This window comes from Actinospica robiniae DSM 44927, from assembly GCF_000504285.1.
Lineage (GTDB): Bacteria > Actinomycetota > Actinomycetes > Streptomycetales > Catenulisporaceae > Actinospica > Actinospica robiniae.
This window is the reverse complement of the sequence record NZ_KI632511.1, coordinates 6,685,122-6,707,187: the sequence shown is the minus strand read 5'-3', so window position 1 is coordinate 6,707,187 and position 22,066 is coordinate 6,685,122. Positions and strand designations below refer to the sequence as shown.

Here is a 22,066-nt window from a genome sequence, read left to right as displayed (position 1 = left end):
GCCATCATTTACGCCTCCCACGCATCGCGCGGATCACCTCTGCAACGGCTTTTAGGACCGCCGCGCGGGAGAAATAGTCAATAGTTGTGGATCTGTTTGTTCATAGGTCCCCGGGTGTGCCCGTCTGGACGAAGCGGATGACGGCGCGGCGAAGCTGGTCGAGGAAGTCCTGGAGGTCGGCGGTAACGGGGTGGAAGTCGCTGTCGCGGCTGGCGGCGGTAGAGCGGTGGACGGTGCCGTCGGTGGCGATGGCGAAGTGGATGCCGCCGCCGTCGGTGGCGAAGAGTGTTCCCGCGCCGGCGTCGCCGAGCGGGATCGGGCCGTCCTCGGCCAGGTCGCGCAGGACGTGCGTGGCCGGGTGGATGACGTAGGCGTTGCCGATGTCTGCGAGCATCACCTCGCCGACGTGTCGATAGAAGTGCGGCAGTACTGCGGTAACGCCCGGGTGCGCGGCCAGGTGCTGCGCCGCGGTGAGGCCGTCCGGGTCTGGATCCTGGATCGTGTTTTCGCCGGGCGGATAGCCGAAGTGGTCTTCGAAGCCGGGCAGCAGCCTTCCGAGTGCGGCCTCGACGTCCTTGCGCCATGCGGCCAGCCAGCCGGCATCGGGCCGGATCGGGGTCGCCGGTCGCCCATGGGGAGCACTCATGCCGCAGCCTCCTGACGTTCGAGCAGGATCCCGCGTTCGAACCGGGCTCCGGCACGCACGAGTGCGACCAGGTGGGGCGCGTTCACGGCGCGCCACCGCGATTGGGCGGACTCGATCAGCTTGAATGTCATGGCCAGTCCGGCGGCGCGGGAGCCGGCGCCCCGGGTTACCTTGGTGCGCAGCCGGACGGTGGCGAACGTGGACTCGATGGGATTCGTGGTCCGTAAGTGGATCCAGTGCTCCGCGGGGTAGTCGTAGTACGCCAGCAGCACGTCCTCGTCGTCGGTGACTTTCTTGACGGCCTTGGGGAACTTCGCGCCGTACGCCTTGTCGAACGCGTGGATCGCGGCCTGGGCGTGGTCCTTGTCTTCGGCGCCCCAGATCTCTGCCAGGGCCTTTTCCGCCGCCGGCTGCGCGGACTTGGGGAGTGCGTCCAGTATGTTCGCTGTTTTATGTACCCAGCAGCGCTGCTCCCGGGTGTCGGGGAACACCTCGCGTAGCCCGTTCCAGAACCCGAGCGCCCCGTCGCCCACCGCCAGGACCGGGGCCCGCATCCCGCGGCGGCCACAGTCACGCAAGAGGGCGGCCCAGGACTCGCCGGACTCGCGGTAGCCCTCGTCCATCGCGATCAGTTCCTTGGTCCCGTCGGCGCGCACCCCGATCAGCACCAGCACGCAGGCTTTGCTCTCGCCCAGGCGAATGCGCAGGTGAACGCCGTCCGCCCAGATATAGACGTAGTCGACCTTGGACAGGTCGCGCTCCAGGAAGGCGGCGCGGTCCGCCTGCCACTGCACGGTCAGCCGGGTCACACTGGCCGGGGAGAGGCCCGCGGCCGAGCCGAGGAACTGCTCGAGCGCCGGAACGAAGTCCCCGGTCGACAGACCGTGCAGGTACAGCAGCGGCAGCACCTCCGCGATCCTCGGGGACTTGCGCGCCCACGGCGGCAGAATCGCCGAGGAGAAGCGCCTGCGCTCCCCGGTTTCCGGGAACACCACCAGCGTGACCTACGACTTCGGCGACGGCTCACCCACCAAAACCGAGACCAGCCCTACTGCGTACGCCACCCACACCTACAACAAGCCCGGCACGTACACGATCACTGAGACCGTGACCGACGCGGGCGGCCACACCGCGACGACGTCAACGAAGTTCACCACCGCCGCGCCGATTCCCGGCACCCTGGTCACAGTGGACGGCGGCACTACCCCGGCCGGATCCGCCGGGCTCATCCAGTCGGCTGTCACCTCGCTGCCCAACAACAGCGACCAGCTCCTGGCGGCCACGACCAGCGGCAAGGTGGAGCTCGCCACCGGCAGCGGTGAGGGCTACACGTGGCAGAACTGGCAGACGCTGAGCCTGCCGGCCGGCGTGAAAGCCAAATGGGTCGGCATCGCGGGCATGCCCAACGGCGCGTCCCAGCTGATCACGATCTCCTCGACCGGCCAGCTCTGGCACACCGTGCGCAACGCCAACGGCAGCTGGCAGACCAGCGGCTGGGGCAGCCCGGCCGGATCCACCGGCTTCGTGCGCGCATCGATCACCGCCATGCCCAACGGCTCGAGCCAGCTCGTCGCCATCACCACCAGCGGCGTACTGATGCACAACATCCGCAACGCCAACGGCTCCTGGCAGGGATGGCGCCCGCTGCCCCAGCCCGGCGTCAAGATCGTGGATGCGAGCATCGCCGGCATGCCCGACGGCTCCTCGCAGATCCTGGAGGTCACCTCCACCGGCGTCATGAAGCACAACCTCCGCAACGCCAACGGCTCCTGGCAGAAGCAGGGCTGGGGCGTTCCCTCGGGAATCGGGGCCGTCAGCGCGGTCTCCATCACCTCTTCGTCCGTTTTCGGCAGCGCGGCCGGCACCGGCGAAAGCGTCATGAGGATCGTCAACGCCGCAGGCGCGGTCGTCTACGCGGTGCGCTACCCCGACGGCCACTGGGAGCTGGAGTACGGCGGAACGCCCATGGTCGAAAGCTGGGGGACCCCGGCGAACATCACCATGACGACCCAGCGCGCCGATGGCAAGCCTGTGACGTTCGCGGTGGCCGAGGACTGAGCGACCTCGAATACAGCGGACTCTCCGTGTCGAGCCCCCGGTCGCCTCGAAACACCGGGGGCTCACGTGTGCCCCTGCCCTTGAGCCTCGGCGAGCCTCATACCGGCACAACTGAAGCCGGAACACGGGGAATAGTGCGACCGGGACCTGCACGGGAGCCTTCTCCGGCACGCCGCTCAGACCTTATGAGGAGACACCCGAGAAGCGCACCGACATCCGACCCGAGCCTCGACCTACACCTTCAACGAGCCCCACCACCACTGAGGCCTCGCCCGCAGTGTTAGCAGGTCATAGGCCACGGTGCCCTACGCCGGCTGCGCTATGTGACCGACCCGGGCCGGTTCGGCGTGGTGTGCGAGCTGCGGACGAAGACCTCGGCTACGTTGCGTCGCTGTGTTCAGGTTTTTGGCGTACGGGTTCGAGATGGCTGGGTTCGCGGTGTTCCTGGTCGGGACGGCGGTGCTCGCGATGATCGACGCGCGCACGATACGGCTGCCCAACCGCCTGCTGCACCCCGTCGCCTGGACTGGCCTGGCGCTATTGGCCTGCGCTGCTGCGTGCTCTGGCTCCTGGTACCGCCTAACCTTCGCGCTGGCCTCGGCGGGGGCACTGCTCGGGGCATTCTTTCTGTTGCACAAGATGAGCGGGCTCGGGCGCGGCGATGTGCGACTGGTCGGGCTGCTCGGGCTCTTTCTCGGCTGGGTCGGACCGGCGACCGTGTTCGCGGGCGTGGCCCTGGGAACGGTGGCCGGCGGCGTGTTCGGCGCGGTACTGCTACTGGCGCACAAGGCCGACCGGCGCAGGATGCTGCCTTACGGCCCGTTCCTGGTTCTCGGGGCGTGGCTGGCACTACTGCTGGCCGCGTTGCCGTAACCGTTCAGCGTTCAGCGGCCGCTTTGATCGTGAAGGTAGCTGTGACGGTCTTCCCGCATTCGGGATGCTGAGTGACCATGAGGGTCTCGGCCAGGTACGAGGCGATCAATGCCAGGCCGAAGCCGTGCGGCTGGTCCTCGTCATCGTCGGGGCCGGTCTCGAAATCGGGCAGGGACAGGCTGGTGTCGGCGACGTCCAGGATGAGCTGGTCGGCGTGGCCGCGCAGGCGGACGCGAGTGGGGCCGTCGGTGTGGCGCAGCGCGTTGGTCACCAGTTCGGATAGGACCACGACCACATCCTCGGCTTGTTCAGCGGTGACTCCCCACGCGGTGAGCGCGGAGTGTGCGAGGTGGCGCAGCGCGCTGACGGCGGCGCGGTCGTCCGCCGCGAGAGGTGCGGTCAGCTCGCGCCAGGAACGATCCGAGGCGAGGCAGGCGGCGGGGCAGGCTCCGGGCTCGTTCGTGGTCTGCGTTGCTGGGAGGGCGGGGCGCTCGGGCATGGTCGGCCCTTTCCGTGCGGTGCGGCGGCGGCGCGGCCGGGGCGGCCGCACGACGTCGTGGTGCCGTCCGCACGGGGATGGGCAACCAAGGTTCTTCGCCGCCGTTCACCGGATCGGGTGATGCCGCGCGCGGGGGTGTGACGAAGGGTCTTGACGCCGTATGCGGGCCGAGCGTGCATGTGGTCGCGGGGCCGGTCGGCCCCGGATCACGCGGCACGGGAAGGCGGATTACGCGATGTTCGATCACGCGGAGGGACGGGGCGGCACGGGCGCGGCGGCGGGGGCCGTACGCGCCGCTGTGGGGCGTGGCGGCCCCGCGCCGAACGGGTGGCCCGGGGGTGTGTCGGGCGGCCCGGTGTCGCGGGGTGTGTGGGCCGTGTTGTGCGCGGCGGAATCCGCGGTCACCGCGCGGCAGCTCGCTAACGCCGTCGGGACCGGACGGGAATCGGCGAACCGGGTGCTCGGTCAACTCGAGCGGGCGGGCTGGGCCCGACGCGAGCGCGGTGATGTGAAGACGAGCACGCCGGATCTCTGGTCGCCGGTGCCCGAGGCGTACGAGACATCGCTGGCAACGCTCGAACCGAGAAGGGAGCCAGGCGCCGCTGCGAAGCTGCAGACAGCGGAGCCGTCGATGCCGACGCCTCCGCCATCCCGACAGTCGGCACGGATGCACGCCGCGAGCTCAACGCCTCCGGCCTCGCCGGGACCGCGCCGGGACGCTGCCCCGCCGCGGCTGGCGGCTGGCGGGCTTCAGGAGCTGGTGCTCGAGCTGCTGCGGTCACGACCCGAAGAGGAGCTCAGCCCGCTGCAGTTGGCGCGGATGCTTGGCGGTCGATCGCAGGGCGCGGTGGTCAACGCGTGCAAGCGGCTGGCTGCGAAGGGCGAAGCGTTGTGCTCGTGTCAGGCGCCGCTGAGGTTCACGGCGGCGCACGACCCGGAGTAGTCGATGCGCATAACGGCACCGCGTACGCCCTGGAACGGGGCGTACGCGCGGTGTCTGTGACGTGTGGATGACCGGCGGCAGGGCCGTGGCTTACCGGCCCCCGAGGTGGCGGCGCACGGTGCGGGGGGCGAGGTTCAGCCGCTCGGCGATCTGTGCGCTGCTCAGTTCCGGTTGGCGGTGGGCGAGGTCGAGGACGGCGGGGCGGCCGGTCAGCCCGCGGCCCTTGCCGACGCGCGAGGGCTGATCCGCAGGTAAGGGAGCAGAGAGGGTCGATGCCGGCGAGCCGTCCAAGACTGGTGGCGCAGCGGTCTGGGCGGTCTGCTGATCCGGTGAGGGGAAAATGTCCGCACTATCGCGCACGGCACGTACGTGCAGGTCGGGGCGCGGACGAAAATGTCCGCACCCAGCGGACATTTTCGGCACGCGCGGCCGCGACGGCGCGGCCGGGGCGAGGATGCCGCGCCTCCAGTCGGCCAGGACCGGCTTGGGTGCGAGCAGGAGGGCGAGGACGGGGTGCTCGGCGTCGTGTCGTTCGCGGCGGGTGAGGGCGGCGGCTCCGCTGCGCAGGAGCTCGATGTACAGCGCCCAGACACAGGGCATCGCGGCGTGCGCGATCAGCTGGGCGCGGTCGCCTCCAGCAGTAATGTCCCGGGTGTTGAGGTAGACGGTGGCGGCCGTGGCGGCGTAGACCGCGATCCTCGCCAGGATGTGGGGCAACGCCAGCCTGAGCAGCACGAGCTCGAGGATGCTGAAGGAGGCGATACTCGCATCGAGGGTGACCGGCACGGTCCAGGCCCAGCCCTTGAAACTCGGCCGAATCCGTGTGCTGACCGTGTGGAAGGAGGCGAGCATGCCGATGCCGGCGATGGCGCCGGCCAGGAGCGTGGCGACGGCCAGCGCGACGAGATGTGTCCTGCTGACCCACGGGCTGTGGACCGGGTGTGCCGACTGCAATCTGTTCTCCTGCCTGGTCGGGTTTGTGTTTGTGCGGCCGATCCGAGCGAGGAGCCCGGCTCGGGCGGTCACCGCTCCGGGCCGGGCTGTGTATCTGCAGGCTGATTAGTTATCGGGTGCCTCGAGGATCAGGGCGAGCACGAGGGCGGGCAGAGCGTAGGGTTCCGCAGCGGTGACCGCGACGCCGATCGAGGTCTCGGGCCGGGTGATGGTCCATAGCGCGGGCGCGCCGCGCGCCGAGTAGTGATAGGTCAGGCTCCGGTTGGTGGACAGGCAGGTGTACTCCTCCACGACCCGCCCGTCCCGGCGTGTCTTGCTGTACACCCAGCCCAGTCGCACGAGCACCTCCCCGGGGTAGAGGGCGGGTCGGTGTGTCCCGTCCTGCGCGTGGAGAGCGGCGCGCGCCGCCGCCCGCCACAACGCGGAGGACGGCGCGGGATCACAGGCGCGCCAGTGCGCCGGTTCGCCGCTGCCGCCGGGCAGAATGCCCATGCGGATGTGGGCGGATCCGTCGAGGATGTTCTGGTCGATGGTCATGTGCAGCAGGTCGTCCGGGCTGACGAGCCGTGCGGTCTGTACCTGCGGGCGCGGAGCCGTGTACCACACTTCCCAGCCGTCACCGACGAGCGCGGTGATCAGGGCTCGGCTTTCCTGGCTGGGGGGTGGAACGTTGTTGGAGCAGTGGTTCATGGTGAAGCGGTCCTTCTCCTTGTGTCGTTCGACGGACGAAGAAGGCGGAACCGGTAGCGTGGGCGGGCGCGGCCCGGACTCACTTAGCCTGAGTCCGGTCCGCGCTTTTGCGCCTCGACAGGCCGGTCGCCCCGATGGGCCCAGGATCAGCTGCGCTGGTGGGGGATCTGCAGGCGCGGGCCGGGGCCGTCAGGATCATCGGGCCGGTCCGTATCGGAATCGGCTCGCAAGCGTGGCCCGGGCCCCGGCAGGAGAGGGCCGTCGGCGAGTTCGTAACGCACCTCGGGCGACGCGGTCGTCTCGGCCCACTCGAGGGCCTGGTTCGCGGCGATGTACGCCTGCTGGAGCCAGACGATCGCGGCCTTGTGCGCGCCCCAGGCGTGGTGCTGCTCGGCCTCGGCCAGGAACCTGTCTGCCTCGGCCACCGCTTGGCCCGCAGTGCCGGGCCGGGCTTCCGGCTCGGGCTCGAGCAGCCAGCGCAACTCCACCGATCCGAGGTCGCGGTGCAGGTCCTCGAGGTCGCTGCGGTGCCGGTCGCGGCGGCCCCGGGCCTTCGCGGCGGCCTCGCGCACGCGATGCGCGACGCTGTCATACCAGCGCTCGAACAGTTCCTCGGCTTCCCGGGCGGTCACGTGCGGGCGGTTCACCGGCCCTCCTCCGCTTCGCCGCTACCGGCGGCGTCGGCGCACTCGCCGACGTGCAGGTAGATGGCGACCACTTCTCGGGGGACCTGACGCAGAGCGAGGTCGAGGACGTCGAGGCCTTCGGGCACCTGCCTGGGCGACTCGGTACCGCAGGCCTCTGATGCGGCCGCGACGTCGTCGAGCGCATCGCGCAGTGCGTCCAGGACCGAGGGCGCCGGTTCCTCCGCCATGGCCAGCACCCACGACCCGAGGCCGGAGGCGGGGCGCAGGCTGTAGATGTAGCGGCCGGTCTCGTACGGGTCCGCGGCGTCCAGGACCAAGCGTCCGCACGGCGACGCCGCGCGGAACGGCGGCGTGGTGGACGCGGGAGTGCACGGGCAGGGCTGCTCGATCGTCCAACCCTCCCGTTCGAGCCAGCCCCGCAGATCGGGAGCGGCAGCGTGTGGGGTAGAGGTCGTGTTCAAGGTCGGGGTTCTCCTTTTCCAGTTCGAGTCATTCGCAGATCAGGTTGTGCTGTGCGGACGGCGGGGCCGTGGCGGGGCCCGCTCGCGCGCTCCGGAGCGGTTCATGCGTCGGCCAGAGACCGGTGAGCGACGGCGAGAAGCTCCAGCTGCTGCGCGGTCGTGACCGACTCCAGGTAGAAGCCGAGTTCCGCGGGACGCACAGCCGCGGCGTCCTGCAGGGCGGCGAGCACGAGCCGCAGCACGCACCGTTGCGAGGCCGGGCCGAGGTGCAGGCCGGCGAGCGTGAAAGCCGGGGCGATGTGGGCGCGCAGCAGCCAGTGCAGGTCCGGTTGCACGAGCGGCAGGCTGCTCTCAGCCAGCCTTGCGCGGTGCTGGTGGGCCAGCGTCGTGACCCATGCGGCCGCGGCACGCAGCTGCGTGCGAGTCGGTGGTACGGGCCCTGAGCGGGGAGGCTGGGGCGGTGTCTGCGTGTACTGCGACCCGGCGTCGCGGTCGGTCATGGCATGGCTCCAGGAAGGTTCGGCGTGAACAGGGGAGATAGGGCAGGAGCGGGAAGGCGCACCGTGCCTGGATTCGCGGCCCTCTGATATGCGGCGGGAGGTGACCGGCTCAGCTGCCCGCAGCGGCTGCGGTGAGCCGGTAGGGCGGGGCCGTGGCGGGCCCGCCGTCCGGCCCGTCAACATAGGGCCGGGCGGCGGGTGCGGCGTGGCCGCTACCGGTCGGCGGGAGCGGTGGCCTGGGCGGGCTCCGGCTGCGTGTCCGGTTGCGCCTGCTCTTCCGCCGCCGCCTCAGCGATACCGGTGCTGATCTCGACGGTGATCCGGGCCTCGGCCTGGTCCGTATCGGCGCGGTCGGGGTCCAGGCCGCCGGGGATCGCCAGGGCCTTGACGAACGCCGCGATCGCCTCGGCGGGGCAGTTGTCCCCGAACTGCGCGCGCCACCCGCCCCGCGGCGCCTCGGGATCGGTGTAGGTGACCAGCCACAGCCCGCCCATCGGGTTGCCCGCGTAGCGGCTGGACTCGGGCGCGAACTCGACGCGCAGGTGACCGTCCGGGCTGACGGCCCAGCCGGTCTCGTTCTCATCCTGCCCGCGACGGAACTCGGCACCGGCGTTAAGGGCCGTCTCGGGCAGGCCGCAACCGGCCGCATACGCGGGCACCATGCGCACAGCGGCAGGGGCGGTGGTGTGGTCCGGGGCCGATTCGGCGACGAGGGCGTCAGGGCCGCCGGTGCGACGGCCGGTGCGGGCAGGGGTACGGGTAGAAGTCATAACAGAGCATTCCTTTACTGAAGGGTGATGTGTTTCAGGGCACCCGCCACCACGCGACGCCGGGAAGCAGGGTCGGGGCAAGGCGGCAGGAGATCAGGGGACCGCGACGGGTCGAGATGGCACGCGCCGGATTTCGGCTGGACGGCTCGAGAATCGGCTCGGCCTGCGTGGAACGGCTAAGCGGCGGCGGGCACGCCGAGGGCGGAACCTGCGGGTGGGGCGTGAGTTGGGCCGGTAGGGTACGACCGGACCGGGCGCGCCTATTAAGGGTAGGCGCGGCCGGTTCCGTTGTCGTGCGTCGCTACGCGGCGGCGGGCGCGTCCTCCTCGCCGTCGGCCGGGGAAGCGGCCGCCGTGGCGGGCGTGGCTGCGGGTGCCGTGTAGCGGCGGGGGTGCTCGCCCGCCATGACGATCTCGCCCCGGTTGATCAGACCCGAGATGGCCGCGCCCGTGGCGCCGGTGCCGTTACCCAGCTCGTGGGCCAGTTCGGTCACCGTGAACTGCGCGCCGGGGCTCGCGGCGAACACCTCCAGGATCCGTGCGCCGATCGACCCCGGGCGAGCACCGCCGCCCGTACCGGTCGAGGCCGGGCGGGAAGCCGCAGCCCCGGTACGCACGGCCCGGGCCGGTACCGGGGCGGTGCCCAGACCCAGTGCCGCGCCCATGGCCCGGTGCATGATCGAGAGAGTCTCGGCGTCCGGCTCGGCCGCAGTGAGCAGCTGGCACAGCATGCCGATCAACTCCGCGGTCGGTTCGGCGGCGGTCACCGCCTCCATCAGGATGCCGGTCAGTCCGGCCGGGGCGGTGGCCTCCGCGTTGGTGTACGGGCTCATAGCGGCGGTGAACGCCGCGCGGATGGGCGCGGCCATGGCCGTATAGGGGTTGGCCGGTGCGGCGGTGGTCGTGTCGCTCATGTCAGTACTCGCTTTCCATTGATTCGCGGGCCGGTCGGGTCAACCGGTGCCATGGACGCTATTCCCGCGCAATTAACGAAGTCAACTGATACGGGTACGTCCTTCGGATGATTCTCGGAAACGCCGGGAAATAGGAATTCCGGGCTCCGAGTATCAGCGTTCGGTGTCGCCCGGCTCGTCGCTGGATCCGGCCAGACTCGGGCTCGTCGCGGCGCCGGCCGCGCCGGCGGGCTGGAGGGGGCGGGGATGAGGACAGAGGGGATGCGAGCGGCTTGCGTGCGCCGGAGGCTGTATGCGCGGGGCGGGCTGTATCGCGCAGATAGGTCGACTACGACCTATCAGTCCCGGCCGGGCGCGCCCTGCACATGGCCGCCGAACTGTGCGTATGCAGATGCCTACCCCTCCTTCAGGAGCGAGGAGCCCAGGGCGGGGCTCAGCGCCGGGCTCAGGGTGGAGGTCAGGGCGAGCGGGTTCTGGGTAGCTGTACATTGATTCGCTTCCTCGTCTCTTCCCTCTCTCGGTCGGCTGCCGCCAGAGGCTACGGCCCTGGGGCTCGGCAGCGTCGGAAGGCCGGGGGCGGTAGACGCGACGGCCGAATTGATGGTCGGACCCGTTTTGCCGGGGCCGCATTATGCTTTCAACGATAGCGGTTCGTCGAATATCGTGGGCGTATGAATACCCCTGGGCGGCGAAGGTTCTTCACGGCGGATTTCGCGGCCGGATGCGCGTAACGCGTCGCCTGCGGTCATTCTTTAGCGGGTCCGCAGATGTCGGGGTCGGCTGCGAGGAATTGTTGGAGGACCTCGGCTTTCCGCTGCCATTTCTGGTATGCCGTCGGCAGGCCGGAGCGCTGTACGGCCTGGGCGGCCTGCCACAGCGGGATGCTCCACCAGGACCGGACGCGCTGAAGATGAATGTAGAACTGCTCGGCCGCGTAGGCGGGGTTCATGATTTGCGTGGGGGTGCCCCAGCCCTGGGACGGGCGTTGCTGGAACAGCCCCAGGCTGTCGCGGTCGCCGTGGTCGAGGTTGTAGAGGCTCGATTCCTGCATCGCCGTGGCCAGCGCGATGACGACGGCGCGGCCGGACGGCGCGATGCCGTCGTCGAGAGCGACCTGGTTGATGACGGCGGCATTGGCGGCCTGCTGCGCACTCAGGTTCAGCCCGCCGCCGTGGATGCCGCCGTCGAGGCGGCAGGTGATCGGCCCGTAGTCGTCACTGAGCTGCGGGGTGCCGCCGAGGTCGCCGGAGCCGAGCAATCCGCCGCTGAGCAGGCTGAAGACTGCGGCCGCTACGGCTGCAATCAGCAGCAGGAAGCAGAGGACGAGTGCACCGGCGGCGATCCCGGCTCTGGCAAGCACGCACATCTCCCTTTGAGAGCTACCGCTGGCTGGTGAGTTTCGGCGCGATGGGGACCGGGGCGCGCACTGCGCGGTCATCCATGAGCGGGGCGAGGAGCTTGATCCCTCGGTCCGTGAAGTGGCCGGGAATCTGCGCGAGCGTCAGGCGCGTGTCCTCGCCGAGCGGCCTCCAGGCCGGTCCGGCCAGCTGGGCGCCGAGTTCGTGGAGCTGCGCGGTGGAGCGTTCGGCGGGGGCGGTGACGGTGGTGGCGATCGGCAGCCCGGCCGCGTTCGGGGTCTTCGCGAGTCTGCCGTGCAGCCGGTGTTCGCGTTCGGTGTCGGGCAGCTGGATCAGGATCGGGCGGTACCCGCCGTAGGCCGCCGCGTAGCGCGCGTATCCCGCGCTCTTCTCGGCCAGCTGCGGCAGGTGTTCACTGCCGGTGTCATGCTCGAAGAAGAACCCGAACTCCTTCTCCGTCATCGGGTCTCGGTGCACCGCGTAGGCGTCGGGGCGGATCAGATCCCCCCACAGCCTCATGCACGTGTACTGGTTCCACCACGCCGCGAGCTGCGCGCGTGCGGCTAGGGAGACGAGTGCGTCGGTCAGCCCGATGGTGTGCGCGAGATCCGGGCGCGCGCCTTGCCGCAGCAGTTTCGCGTGGTTGTATCCGTATTCCTTCGGGGTCATGTCGTGCGCGGCCGCGGCCAGCAGCGCACCGCGCGGGCCGAGGATGTAGCGGTAGCACTGCGCCCCGCACCAGGAGGCACTGAGCGTCCGGAACCGGTCGAGCAATCCGAGCTCGCGCAACTGGGCCAGACGGTAGTTCATGGTGCGGGCACGGGTGAAGGCCAGGGCGTGGATCTGCATCGCGGTCAGCAGCCGGTGCTCGCCGAGCATCGCGAGCAGCCACCGGTCCCGAGGTGTCGTGCGAAACAGGATGTAGGCGAGGCCGTCGACGGGCGCCGGGTAGTTGCTCGAGCCACCGCGTCTCTTTGCGGGCGGCTCGAGGGGGACGGCGGTGTCATTGCCGGCGTGGGTGCGGGTCATGAGGGTACCTCCTGCTCGGTGGTGCCGGTGCTGCTGGTGGTCTCGGAAGGGCCGCCGTTGCCGGCCAGTCGCGTACGTAGCTCGGTTGCGCGGCCGGGGATGGCCGGCGGCATGGGTCTGGTCGCCAGGGTGCACGCGGGCTGTTCGTCTCCGCCGACCACGAGGCGGACGGCGGCCTGGTACGCGCCGAGTCGGGACAGGTCGTGTTCGCCGAGGTTCGGGTAGGTGTGCTTGGCGAGCTTCGCGGCGTCCTCGGGCGAGGTATTGAAGTAGATCTTGCTGCGGGCGTTCGCGGAGATCGCCTCCCGCATAGCGGCCGGCAGCTGCCCGAGGTCCTGGTGCGCGAGCATGAGCGAGAGGCGGTAGCCGCGCGCCTCGGCGAGCATGTCCTCCACCCGCAGCGGCAGGTTGAGATAGGTGTGCGCCTCATCGACGATCAGCGTCGCGTCCGGCCGGTGCGTATCCGGGCTCAGGGCCGCGCGGGCGGTGGCGCCCTGCCAGGTCTTGGCGATCAGGAAGCTGCCGAGCAGCCGCGAGGTCTCCTCCCCCAGCACGCCCTTGGGCAGCCGCGCGAGCAGCAGCCCGCCGGAGAGCACGGCCTGCATGTCGATGTCGGTGGGCCCGGACGCGATGACCCTGGCCGGGTAGTCGCGCATCAGGAACCCGCGCAGCTTGTTGAGCAGAGGCGCCGTGAGCTGGGCGCGGGCTGCCTCGGAGTGCTGCTCGTAGCCGGCCCAGAAGTTCAGCAGAACCCGGTGTCGGTCGTAACGGAGCGCGTCGGTGTAGCGGCGTCGGATCCGCGCGTCTGTCAGGAGTTCCGGTACCTCGGCCAGCGTGGGGAACGGCAGGTCCGCCCGCGCCCGGTCCGCCTGCATCAGCGTCAGGCAGGCTGCGCGCAGCAGATCGTCGGTGCGCGGCCCCCAGAACCCGCTGTAGATCTTCGAGAAGATCCCGACCAGGTGGTCCGTGGCCAGGTAGGGTTCGGCGCCGTCGAGCATGTTCACCCGCGGCACCGGCACCGTCTCGTCGCAGGGGTCGAACAGCACGACCGGGCGGTTGAGTGCCGCACCGGGTAGCCGGTCGATGACATTGCTGACGAGGTCGCCCATCGGGTCGATCACGACCTGGCCGCGCCCGGCTTCGGCGTCTTGCAGGATCAGGTTCACCAGCAGCGTGGACTTGCCCGACCCGGTCTTGCCCAGCATGTGCACGTGCTGGCGTGCGTCGGCCACCGGAAGCGCGACCGCTCGCGCCGGACCCGCATCCGCGTCCCCGAGCACTTTCGCGCCGCCGTCACCGCCCGTGGGCAGCGCCGGGGCGGGCGCGGTCGCCCGGGCACCGGCCCTGGTTAGTCCCGGGGCGTTGACGTCCCACGGCAGATGCGCCAGCGCGGCGAGTTCGGCGACCGAGAAGAGCTGACTACGGTCCATGTCACGCAGTTGGACACGGCGGGCCGGGTCCGGCAGTCGGCGACGGCGCAGGAAGTTGCGCTCGGCGTACACGCAGGTGGCCGACGCCAGCGCGTGCGCGGTACCGCGGGCCTGGGCCATCGGGGCGCCGTCGCAGGTGCGGCGGCACACGCGCTGATTCCGGTGGATGCTGTTGCGGTCGGTGCCCGGGGCGAGAGCGGCGTAGCGGATCTCCGCCTCGTACAGGGGGCCGGCGAGCTTGCCGGCTGCGGCTCGGGCGTCGGCGACCAGGCGCGCGTCCATGAACGCGCTCGGCCTGGCGCCGTCGGCGCGGCCGGGAGTAAGGGTGTCGAAGAGCATGGATGTGGCCGTGGCGTACTGCTTGCCTTCCAGGCGGCGTAGCCGGTGGCGTGCACGCGCGACCCGCCGGCTGGAGGCGGGTCGGGCCAGTACCTGCACGCACGCACCCTGACCCGCACCCAGCGCAGTTCCCGCGCCGATCAAGGCGCGCAGGGGATCGGCGTCGTGCTTGACGTTCAACGGGAGCGCCTCGGTACGCGCGAGCACGAGCCGCCCGCCGGTCACCGCGTCGCCGGGGCCGGCCGGGGGCAGCGGGGAGAGGGGCAGGTCGAGTGCTTTCGCGCGGGCGCCGGGCCAGGCCGCCTCGATCGCGCGCTCGACCATCCGCGGCGGGACCCGGCCGGGCACCCACATCCGGATCGAGAGCTCACGGCCGGTGAAGACGTATTCGAACGCGACGTGCGGCTGGCCGTGGATGAGCCGGGCGGAGCGGGGCCGGTGCAGCCCGAGCAGGTTGCTCCACAGCGTGACCGCACCTGACGGGGAGGATTCGGGCGGGCAGGCGATCTCCAGCACGCGTGCCCCGGTCAGCAGCTGGTTCCTTCTGTGGCGGCGTGTCCGGCTCACGGTCGCGGTCGCGCTGTAGGCCGAGAATGCGGCGGTGATCGAGACTTGCGGCCAGTCCCGGATGGCCAGAGCCCTCGCTTCGCGCAGTGCGGACGTCAGCCAGCCGGCCGGGGCGAGCACAGCGAAGGGGTCAGTGTGCAGGTTCATCATGGGTGCGGCCTTCTCTGGTTAGGCGGCGGGTTCAGATGCCGGTGTGCAGGAACGGTTCTTCGTCGGGGGTGGCGATCACGGCGAGGGCCGTGCGTCCGGCGCGGGTGCGCTGCAGGGCGTAGCCGCGCGGCGCGGTGGCCACGAAGTCGCGCTCACCCGCCGTGAGGTCGAAAGCGTCGGTGACGCGCGCGAGGGCTTGGGGCGCCTGGCCGAGCAGGATCTGGATCGCCGCGTTGCACGCCACCGCCGTGCCGAGGTCCGAAGCGAGAAGGTCGCCGACGTCCTGGGTGGCGAGGGAGAGCCCAAGCCGATACTTGCGCGCGGATTTCGCTAACCGCAGCACGAACCGTGCGGCGTCCGGCTCCTGAAGCAGCTGCCAGACCTCGTCGATCAGCAGCATCCGCCGGCGCTCACCGCGACGCGCTTCGCTCCAGATCCGCGAGAGCACCAGCATTATTCCCGCCGGTCGCAGCGCGTCGGGCAGGTGCCGCAGCGTGTACACCGTCAGCGGCGCCTCGCCCTCGCGCTCAGGCTCTGCGCGGTTGAACGGCGCGGCGTACGACCCGGCCGCATACGGCTCAAGGAGCCCGGCCAGTTCCATCGAAGCGGGGTCGAACCCTGCGGCCGCCTGCTGCGCGACGGCGGCGAGGTCCGGTGCCGGGCGTACCCAGGTCGAGGTGTCCTCGCTGATCCCGGCTGTGCGGTAGGCGTTCATCGCGGCCCGGTCCAAGGCCGGGCGCAGCCGCTCTGCGCGCTCGGTACCGATGAGTACCGCGCACAGGGCGTGCAGGTCCAGCACCCGGCTCGCCAGCTCGCAGGGCCCTGCCGCATCCGGGTGCGGGAGCTCGAGCACGTTCAGCGCGCCGCCGGGCAGGCCGAGCTCGATGATCCGGCCGCCGACGGCCTCGGCCAGCGCGACGTACTCGCCCTCCGGGTCGATCACCGTCCCGACCGTTCCCGTACACAGCTCCCTGATTAGGTCTGTCTTGGCCAGGTACGACTTCCCGGCCCCGGACGCGCCGAGAATCAGGCTATTGTGGTTCACCTCGGCCCAGCGGTCGCGGAACACCGGAGCGCCGGTGACCGCCGAGAGCCCCGCGAACACGGCCGTAACCGAGAGCGATTCTTCGTCGCCGATCTCGGGGCTGGTCAGCGGCGCGCATGCCGCGAGCGCGGCGGTATCGAGGATCCTGACCTGCCCGATGCGGTCCGGTCCGCCCGGCAGCGTGGCCTGCCAGGCCGCGAGGATGCGGAACGTCGGTGATTGCACGGTCGTGAGCGAGGCCGAGAGCAGCGCCTTCACGTCGCCGACGAGGTGCGCGAGATCCTCGGCCGACTCCGCGTAGCAGGTCAGGTAGAGGCCGGCGGTGAACAGTTTCGTCTCAGACCGGGCGATGCGCCCGGCGAGCTCGGCCGCGTCCTGGGCGGCGGATTCGACCTGTGGGTCATCGATCCGGCCTCGGCCCGCACCCTCGCGGCGCCCGGCTTCTAGCCGGGTGCGGCGCCTGCGCAGTCTGTCCGCGGCGATCTGTGGGGGGACCGATTCGGCGTGCAGGGCGACGTCGAGGCGCGCGGGATACGCGGTGAGCGCTTCGAGCCAGCCGGGCAGCACCTCGGCCGGATAGCCGGTCACCGCCAACGTGGTCGCGTGGACGCCGTCGATTTCCACAGAACGTGGATGGATGTGGATACCGGCCGGGGACGCCACGGCACTCATTCCTGCTCCAAGATCAAGAGGCGTGCCGTGACCGGACGGCCGGGCGGCGCGAGGCGTTTTGGAAGGAAAGAACGCTCGGGTGCGCAGGCTGCGATGAGCAGCGCGGTCAACTCGGCCGGATCCAGGACACGGGACTTGATTCCGCAGGATTCCAGTAACTGCGTCGTGGCTCGGGCGCGATGTGCGGCACGAGTCGGCGCCCCGGCACCCGCCTCTCGGATCGTAATCAGGTGTCTGCGGTGCCACAGCTCGCGGCCGCCGGCCAGGTCGCGCACGTGTTCGGCCTGCCGTCTGGCGAGATCAGCGAGCTGGGGTGTGGTGAGGAGTTCGGCGGTCTCGGCTGCGATCTGGGCACGCTCGTCCAGGCTGACGCGCTCGGTGAGCGTGGAGAGGCAAAAGGACCCGGACTGCGCGGCCAGCACGGTTCCAATCGCCACCAGCACCGCGCGGGCCTCGTCGGCGTCGGCGAGCTGCAGGCAGCGCGGCCGCGCTTCGATCACTACGGCGGCCTCCTGGCCGTCGAGCTCGACGACACCGGCCCCGTCCTGTTCGTCGATGTGCTGATAGAGCGGCACGAGGCGGGCGACCCCGTCGGGTAGCGCGACACGCGGCGCAGCGCTGGCCCGCGTGCGAGCGGTCCGCAGATACCTGATCGCGGCGCACAGCAGCCGGTCGGCCGACACGCCGCCGGGCTTGACCAGCGCCAGCAGGCATCCCGCGAACACCACCGGCGCCACAGCGGCGATCACGACCACGGGCGAGAGACACGAGATGGCGCGCAGAGCCTCGCCCTCGGCGAGCGCGAACGCCGCGGTGACCGCGAGGATCGCGCACTGCCGGGCGGTAAACGGCCCGGCGAGGCGCGCGTCGACCTCGATGTTCGCAGGCACCGGCACCGGACGCGGGGTAGCGGGATTCATCAGGAGTCTCCGTCGGCGGGAAAGTCGGGGGCGAGGAAGCGCACGGCGAGGTTCGGGCGCGTGCGCTTGGGCGGGCGCTGGCTGCTCTGCGCCTTCGCCGCGCGAACGGTGATCAGCGGCGCTTGGCCGGGGAAGTCCTGCGGGCGCGGCGCGAGCAACGGCTTGGGCTCCGGGAGCTTCGGCGGCGGCGCGACGCGATGCTCACGCGGGATCGTGTAAGCCGGGACGTTGCGCCACCGGGTCGGGAACGGACCCGAGGGGTGCGGCGGCGTCCTGGGGAACCCGGGAAGCTGGAGTTGACCCGGCCATGATGCAGCCGGGGGCGGGGAGGTCGATTCGGCCGGCTGCGGCACGCTCCACGGCTGCGGCACGACCTGTCCTTTCGGCACCGGCCACAGGGCCAGCTGCCCCGAGGCGTGCGATCCGCGGGAGGATCCGAACCCGCGCCCACCGGTCGGCTTGAGCCTGCTGCTCGATGTCGGCGAGGTACTCGGGCCCGCTCCCCCTGTGGGCGGCAACTTCGCCGCACCGATCGCATTAACCTGCCGGGCCGCTGCCGCCAGGTTCCCGCCGTTGTTTCGCGCGGCCGCACGGATCAGCGCGCTGCTGTCCGCCCCCGGCATCCGGCGGTACCCGCCGACAGGCGCCGGTCCGGGGCCGCGTGGGCTTCGCGGGCGCAGCTGCAGCGAGTCGGCCGGCCCGGAACCGCCGCCACGCATCCGGCTCACGACCATGCGACTGGCCAGCCTACGGGTGCTGTAGGCACCGGGCACCCCGAGCCGATAGCCGACCGCGGCAACAGCCGCCGTACGCAGCACCTGGCCGATGAACGTGCGCGGGGAGTGCCCGAGCGCCGTGCGGTTCATCCAGCCCGGGATCTTGAGCATGATGAGCAGCAGGGCCGTCCCGACCAGGAAGTCGGTGATCCCGCTGGTGGTGGGGAACACCAGGATCGCGGCGTGCCGGTCGCAAAAGACCTGCAGCATCAGCATGAACGTCAGGGTCTGGAGGATCTGTGTGCCCAGGACCGCGGCCATGCACCGCCACCACAGGCGCGCGCACCCGTCGATCCCCGGCAGTGCGTGCGTGGCCAGCATCAGCGGTGCCAGGCTCGTGAGCAGTATCAGCGCGGCGATCCGCGCGGCGCACGTGACCAGAACGGCGAGCGCGAGAACACAGATCACGAGCGCGAAGAGCGCTATCACGATCTGGGTGAGCCCGTCCGGCATCAGGATCAGAGCGACGATCACCTGGACGACCTGATCCCCCACCCCGGCCGGATCCAGCGGCTGGTCCCACAGCGCACCCGCCAGCGCGCCGGTGAACTCGACGACCAGCCCAATCACCGGGAGCGAGAGGTTCGAAGCAATGATGCCGAGCACGAGTCGCGGCAGGATCTGCCCGGCGGTGTACCGGTTCTGCACCGTGCCGTAGCCCATGACCAGCAGGCCGCCGAAGAGCACGTAGAGGACATAGAAGGAGTCCGCGAGCACCACGTTTGCCTGCCAGAGCTGCGCGATCCGGCCGCTGGTGAGGGCCGGCTCGGTCAGCAGCGCCACCGTGAACAGGCCCAAGACCGGAGCGAGGGCGGCCTGCGCGAGATCCCCGATCCACGTGTTGATGGCCTGCTCGATCTGGCCCGGGATATCCCACCACGACGGCCCCGACCCGAGCGGGTTCGCGTTCGGGATCTGCTGCGGCCTGCTCAGGTTCGGTGCAACAGGACGGCAGTTGCCCGGAGTCCCGGCCTTCGGGTATTCCGGAGACGGCGACGCACCGGTCTGGGGATTTGGCAGCGGCTTGCCGTCGCGCATCGGGCCGGCCGGAGGGATCGGACAGCCGTGCGCATCCGTCGAGGGCTTCACTGTCGGAGCCGGCGGAGTGACTACAGGCGCCGACGTGGACGTAGGCGGGGGCGGTGCTGGCAGGGGGTCGGCGCGCGCGAGGGTGGGAGCAAGCGCCGTGAGCACGATGGCGCCGAGCACGGCCACGCGTGCCGGCAGGCGACGGGGTAATAGCCTGATACCGGCTCGAATGTCGCGGGGCGCGCCCATCAGCTCGCCCCCACGACCGTCTTGAGCAGGGCGACCAGAGCCGGAGCGAGCACCGCGATCAGGTAGCCGAACGCGGCCTCCTTATAGGCGCGTTTGGCGGCTGAGACCTCCCCCGGGTCCCCGGCCGACAGCAGATGCCGCAGTCCCCCGACGGTCAGAGACAGCGTGGCCGCGCCGGCCAGCAACCCGGCGACCACGTTGGTGATGTTCGTGATGACCTGCGGAATCGAAGCGACCGCCAGCACGGTCGGGTGCGCGGTGGCCGCGGTGGACAGCAGCACGCGACAGGCTCCTTCCACGATCAAAGGGAATTCAAGAGGAGGGAGGGTGCCTGTCCGGCCGCCGCCGCGAGGGCTGACTCTCGAGGTGGCGGGCGGGTCCGCTGTTCGCTGGTAGCGGATGGCTGGGTCGTGCCGGTCGCAGGCCCCAGAGAGGGATCCTCGCCGGCGGCGGCCGGACAGATACCGTGGGGCGATAAAAAGCGCCTCCGTAGTAGAAGAAGAACGACGCCCCGGCGCCGTAACAGCGCCGGACGCTGACCCGGCAAAAGAATGATCAGCAGACCCCTGTGTCGCCCATCTCTGCACCCCGGCCCGCTTCGCGCTGGACGTGCCCGAGCGCGCAGGCGACCTTGTGTTCGGCCGCGCGCAGCGCCCTGGTGGTCTGCATCGGATACCAGCCGCGCTCGGCCCCGAGCCGGCGCAGCGTCGCCCCCTCGATGCGGTGACGCCCGATCAGTTCCGCCTCATCCTTGGTGATCACGCCACGTCCGACCAGCCGTGCGAGCGCGAGATCGGGGTGGTTCGCGGCCCGGCCGACCGAGCCCGGGGCCGGCAGGTGATCCTCGCGCTCGGTCTCGGTGGGCTGGCGCCTGTACGCGGCCTGACGCTGGTCGACCACCTTCTGTCCGGCCGCCTGAGCCCGACGCAGCAGCTGATGTACGATCAGGCCGCGCCGCGAGTCCGGAGTCACGGTCAACAGCGCCTCCGTGAACGCGCCCTGTACTGCGGCTGCGATCTCCTCACGCAGCTCGACGTACACGCGCCCCGCTGTGCGCGCGGCGATCTGGGCTAGGCGCGGCGCGACGATCCCGAGCGCGACAAGCTGCCAGTCGCCCTCGTGCCGGGCCCGATCGATCAGCACCTCCCACGCCGCATCCACCTCGGCCCCCGTGCGCTCGGGCGCGATTAGGAACCTGTGCAGCTCGGCCACCGACACGCTCACGTGTGCACTGACGGGAACAGCGCGCAGGTCTCCGCGCTCGATCACCGAGAGCGCCGCGGCGTGGGCGGCCGCGATCTGCGGATACGCCGACCCGGCAGCCAGGCGACGCACCCGCGCCGCCGACGCCGGAGCGGTGCGCGCCTGGGTGCAGTCGCCGGACTTACGCGTGGTCCGGCCGGGGCGGGCGGGGCGGTCGCAGGAGATGGCAGGGAAGTTCGGGTTCACGGGCGTGGTCTTCCTGTCCGAAGAGGCGAGGCCGGGAGCGGTGTGCCTCCAGCGAGGACTGTTCTCGGCCACCGCATGTGCAGACCGTGTGCAAAACCGTGCGACTTCGAGTCCTGAGACCGATGTGCGGCCATGTGCGGACCCGGGCGCACGGGCCGACCGGGCGACATGTCAGAGGTTGGACGACGGCGTGGTCCGTGTGCGAACCGCGTGCACACCGGATCTGCACACCGAGTTTCCGGAGCTTCACCCGCGCGAGTGAACCCGGGCCTTGAGCGGTTCGAGACTGGTTACCGGCCGAGGCTCCGGTCTTCTTCTTCTATGGGTCGTGCCGATCCCTCAGGACGGCGCAAGCAGGTCCACGAAGGACCGACGATGTACCACGAGAACCACAACGATGACCGGGTCCCCGGCCTCGGCCGCACCCTGGTCAAGGTCCGGGTCCCCGCGACCGTGAACCCGGGCCACTTCGTCCCCGAGGGAGGCAGTCCCGGCATCAGCCACAGCGTCTGGCTGCCCCCGGCCGGAGGCCCCGGCGCCTCGGTGGTCGACGAATCCGAACTGCCCACCTGGGCACTCGTACGGATCGCCGCGCAGTTTCTGCCGAACGGCGGGAACCTCGGCATCAGCCACGGGCCCGGCCCGAGCCGCGTCGACCTCGACGTCATCCCCACCGACTGGGCGCCGGAGTGGATGAACAACGGGCAGATCCACCACGGCGCCGAACCGATCCCCGGCCTGGACGCCGCCCTCGTGATCGCGGACCCGCTCGAGTACGAGCCGACCGCCGTGACCGAGGCGGCCGCAGCGTACTTCCGGGTGCTACGCGAGGCCGTGCGGCCGGGAGGCGTCGTGCTCGTGCACACCCACCAGGCGATCAACCAGGCCGGAATGCTCGACCCCGCCGGACCCTACGTCCAGCAGGCCCGGCACGCCGGACTCGGCTACCTCCAGCACTTCGTCATCGTCCACACCCGGCTGCTGACCGAACCCCTCTCCGCCCGCGACGGCGCCGAACGCAACCCGCCACGCCACGCGAAGATCCAGCCCCGCCACCGCCGCGTGCACTCCGACCTGCTCGCCTTCCTCGCCTAACCGC

Annotated in this window: 21 protein-coding genes and 1 pseudogene; 4 read left to right on the top strand and 18 right to left on the bottom strand. The window is 70.8% G+C overall.

Features of this window, described 5'->3' with window-relative positions; genetic code table 11:
- Nucleotides 1–100: 100 nt before the first annotated feature.
- Both ACTRO_RS28745 and ACTRO_RS28740 read right to left on the bottom strand, forming a co-directional pair.
- Nucleotides 101–646 (bottom strand): hypothetical protein, encoded by a 546-nt coding sequence (locus tag ACTRO_RS28745; protein WP_051451541.1) that lies wholly within the window; start codon nucleotides 644–646, stop codon nucleotides 101–103.
- A pseudogene (locus ACTRO_RS28740) lies at nucleotides 643–1,629 on the bottom strand (IS256 family transposase); the annotation flags it as partial. The gene ACTRO_RS28745 and the pseudogene ACTRO_RS28740, both read right to left, overlap by 4 nt.
- A 16-nt stretch (nucleotides 1,630–1,645) precedes the next feature.
- Here ACTRO_RS28740 and ACTRO_RS28735 point away from each other — a divergent pair.
- Nucleotides 1,646–2,704 (top strand): PKD domain-containing protein, encoded by a 1,059-nt coding sequence (locus tag ACTRO_RS28735; protein WP_034268051.1) that lies wholly within the window; start codon nucleotides 1,646–1,648, stop codon nucleotides 2,702–2,704.
- A 423-nt stretch (nucleotides 2,705–3,127) separates the two neighbouring features.
- Nucleotides 3,128–3,577, top strand: a complete 450-nt coding sequence (locus tag ACTRO_RS28730; RefSeq protein ID WP_157436517.1) for a prepilin peptidase — start codon at nucleotides 3,128–3,130, stop codon at nucleotides 3,575–3,577.
- A 4-nt stretch (nucleotides 3,578–3,581) separates the two neighbouring features.
- On the opposite strand, the gene ACTRO_RS44070 is transcribed toward ACTRO_RS28730, so the two are convergent.
- Nucleotides 3,582–4,076 (bottom strand): ATP-binding protein, encoded by a 495-nt coding sequence (locus ACTRO_RS44070; RefSeq protein ID WP_051451539.1) that lies wholly within the window; start codon nucleotides 4,074–4,076, stop codon nucleotides 3,582–3,584.
- 235 nt (nucleotides 4,077–4,311) lie between these two features.
- Here ACTRO_RS44070 and ACTRO_RS28720 point away from each other — a divergent pair, with 235 nt between their 5' ends.
- Complete coding sequence (locus ACTRO_RS28720; RefSeq protein ID WP_157436516.1) at nucleotides 4,312–5,019, top strand: helix-turn-helix domain-containing protein; 708 nt, start codon at nucleotides 4,312–4,314, stop codon at nucleotides 5,017–5,019.
- 90 nt (nucleotides 5,020–5,109) lie between these two features.
- Here the strand turns inward: ACTRO_RS28720 and ACTRO_RS28715 are convergent, their stop codons facing one another.
- The 15 genes from ACTRO_RS28715 to ACTRO_RS28645 all read right to left on the bottom strand — a co-directional run bounded on the left by ACTRO_RS28715 (nucleotide 5,110) and on the right by ACTRO_RS28645 (nucleotide 20,967).
- Nucleotides 5,110–5,973 carry a DUF2637 domain-containing protein gene (locus ACTRO_RS28715; protein ID WP_034268044.1) on the bottom strand — a complete coding sequence of 288 codons (864 nt, stop codon included), beginning with the start codon at nucleotides 5,971–5,973 and terminating at the stop codon, nucleotides 5,110–5,112.
- 105 nt (nucleotides 5,974–6,078) lie between these two features.
- Nucleotides 6,079–6,663, bottom strand: a complete 585-nt coding sequence (locus ACTRO_RS28710; RefSeq protein WP_034268041.1) for a hypothetical protein — start codon at nucleotides 6,661–6,663, stop codon at nucleotides 6,079–6,081.
- A 146-nt stretch (nucleotides 6,664–6,809) separates the two neighbouring features.
- Nucleotides 6,810–7,310: a hypothetical protein gene (locus ACTRO_RS28705; protein WP_034268038.1), complete on the bottom strand. Its 501-nt coding sequence runs from the start codon at nucleotides 7,308–7,310 to the stop codon at nucleotides 6,810–6,812.
- Complete coding sequence (locus ACTRO_RS28700) at nucleotides 7,307–7,771, bottom strand: hypothetical protein (RefSeq protein WP_157436515.1); 465 nt, start codon at nucleotides 7,769–7,771, stop codon at nucleotides 7,307–7,309. The genes ACTRO_RS28705 and ACTRO_RS28700 overlap by 4 nt, the downstream gene beginning before the upstream one ends.
- 101 nt (nucleotides 7,772–7,872) lie before the next feature.
- A complete protein-coding gene (locus ACTRO_RS47580; protein ID WP_157436514.1) occupies nucleotides 7,873–8,271 on the bottom strand; it encodes a hypothetical protein in 399 nt (132 codons plus the stop codon).
- Between the two features lie 212 nt (nucleotides 8,272–8,483).
- The gene (locus ACTRO_RS28690; protein WP_034268030.1) at nucleotides 8,484–9,041 is read right to left on the bottom strand and encodes an SPDY domain-containing protein; all 558 of its coding nucleotides are present in this window, start codon (nucleotides 9,039–9,041) and stop codon (nucleotides 8,484–8,486) included.
- Nucleotides 9,042–9,342: 301 nt separating this feature from the next.
- Nucleotides 9,343–9,954, bottom strand: a complete 612-nt coding sequence (locus tag ACTRO_RS28685) for a hypothetical protein (RefSeq protein ID WP_034268027.1) — start codon at nucleotides 9,952–9,954, stop codon at nucleotides 9,343–9,345.
- 745 nt (nucleotides 9,955–10,699) lie between these two features.
- Nucleotides 10,700–11,314: a hypothetical protein gene (locus tag ACTRO_RS28680; RefSeq protein ID WP_157436513.1), complete on the bottom strand. Its 615-nt coding sequence runs from the start codon at nucleotides 11,312–11,314 to the stop codon at nucleotides 10,700–10,702.
- A gap of 19 nt (nucleotides 11,315–11,333) precedes the next feature.
- Nucleotides 11,334–12,341, bottom strand: a complete 1,008-nt coding sequence (locus ACTRO_RS28675) for a replication-relaxation family protein (RefSeq protein WP_051451537.1) — start codon at nucleotides 12,339–12,341, stop codon at nucleotides 11,334–11,336.
- Nucleotides 12,338–14,827, bottom strand: a complete 2,490-nt coding sequence (locus tag ACTRO_RS28670; protein ID WP_051451536.1) for a type IV secretory system conjugative DNA transfer family protein — start codon at nucleotides 14,825–14,827, stop codon at nucleotides 12,338–12,340. The genes ACTRO_RS28675 and ACTRO_RS28670 overlap by 4 nt, the downstream gene beginning before the upstream one ends.
- Nucleotides 14,828–14,858: 31 nt before the next feature.
- Complete coding sequence (locus ACTRO_RS28665) at nucleotides 14,859–16,496, bottom strand: VirB4 family type IV secretion system protein (RefSeq protein ID WP_169739958.1); 1,638 nt, start codon at nucleotides 16,494–16,496, stop codon at nucleotides 14,859–14,861.
- Nucleotides 16,497–16,540: 44 nt separating this feature from the next.
- Nucleotides 16,541–17,464 (bottom strand): PrgI family protein, encoded by a 924-nt coding sequence (locus tag ACTRO_RS28660; protein ID WP_084316593.1) that lies wholly within the window; start codon nucleotides 17,462–17,464, stop codon nucleotides 16,541–16,543.
- A complete protein-coding gene (locus tag ACTRO_RS28655) occupies nucleotides 17,464–19,278 on the bottom strand; it encodes a hypothetical protein (RefSeq protein WP_034268023.1) in 1,815 nt (604 codons plus the stop codon). The genes ACTRO_RS28660 and ACTRO_RS28655 overlap by 1 nt, the downstream gene beginning before the upstream one ends.
- A 239-nt stretch (nucleotides 19,279–19,517) precedes the next feature.
- Nucleotides 19,518–19,799 carry a pilin gene (locus ACTRO_RS28650; RefSeq protein WP_245594518.1) on the bottom strand — a complete coding sequence of 94 codons (282 nt, stop codon included), beginning with the start codon at nucleotides 19,797–19,799 and terminating at the stop codon, nucleotides 19,518–19,520.
- A gap of 274 nt (nucleotides 19,800–20,073) precedes the next feature.
- Complete coding sequence (locus tag ACTRO_RS28645) at nucleotides 20,074–20,967, bottom strand: hypothetical protein (protein ID WP_034268019.1); 894 nt, start codon at nucleotides 20,965–20,967, stop codon at nucleotides 20,074–20,076.
- 375 nt (nucleotides 20,968–21,342) lie between these two features.
- On the opposite strand from ACTRO_RS28645, the gene ACTRO_RS28640 reads away from it, so the two are divergent.
- Nucleotides 21,343–22,062: a hypothetical protein gene (locus ACTRO_RS28640; protein WP_034268016.1), complete on the top strand. Its 720-nt coding sequence runs from the start codon at nucleotides 21,343–21,345 to the stop codon at nucleotides 22,060–22,062.
- Nucleotides 22,063–22,066 lie beyond the last annotated feature (4 nt).

Bases quoted from the DNA above. Each gene is read 5' to 3' on its own strand.
- ACTRO_RS28690 (WP_034268030.1), bottom strand. From the start codon at position 9,041: ATGACTTCTACCCGTACCCCTGCCCGCACCGGCCGTCGCACCGGCGGC.
- ACTRO_RS28670 (WP_051451536.1), bottom strand. From the start codon at position 14,827: ATGATGAACCTGCACACTGACCCCTTCGCTGTGCTCGCCCCGGCCGGC.
- ACTRO_RS28720 (WP_157436516.1), top strand. From the start codon at position 4,312: ATGTTCGATCACGCGGAGGGACGGGGCGGCACGGGCGCGGCGGCGGGG.
- ACTRO_RS47580 (WP_157436514.1), bottom strand. From the start codon at position 8,271: ATGACCGACCGCGACGCCGGGTCGCAGTACACGCAGACACCGCCCCAG.
- ACTRO_RS28640 (WP_034268016.1), top strand. From the start codon at position 21,343: ATGTACCACGAGAACCACAACGATGACCGGGTCCCCGGCCTCGGCCGC.
- ACTRO_RS28675 (WP_051451537.1), bottom strand. From the start codon at position 12,341: ATGACCCGCACCCACGCCGGCAATGACACCGCCGTCCCCCTCGAGCCG.
- ACTRO_RS28730 (WP_157436517.1), top strand. From the start codon at position 3,128: ATGGCTGGGTTCGCGGTGTTCCTGGTCGGGACGGCGGTGCTCGCGATG.
- ACTRO_RS28745 (WP_051451541.1), bottom strand. From the start codon at position 646: ATGAGTGCTCCCCATGGGCGACCGGCGACCCCGATCCGGCCCGATGCC.
- ACTRO_RS44070 (WP_051451539.1), bottom strand. From the start codon at position 4,076: ATGCCCGAGCGCCCCGCCCTCCCAGCAACGCAGACCACGAACGAGCCC.
- ACTRO_RS28685 (WP_034268027.1), bottom strand. From the start codon at position 9,954: ATGAGCGACACGACCACCGCCGCACCGGCCAACCCCTATACGGCCATG.
- ACTRO_RS28710 (WP_034268041.1), bottom strand. From the start codon at position 6,663: ATGAACCACTGCTCCAACAACGTTCCACCCCCCAGCCAGGAAAGCCGA.
- ACTRO_RS28655 (WP_034268023.1), bottom strand. From the start codon at position 19,278: ATGCGCGACGGCAAGCCGCTGCCAAATCCCCAGACCGGTGCGTCGCCG.
- ACTRO_RS28660 (WP_084316593.1), bottom strand. From the start codon at position 17,464: ATGAATCCCGCTACCCCGCGTCCGGTGCCGGTGCCTGCGAACATCGAG.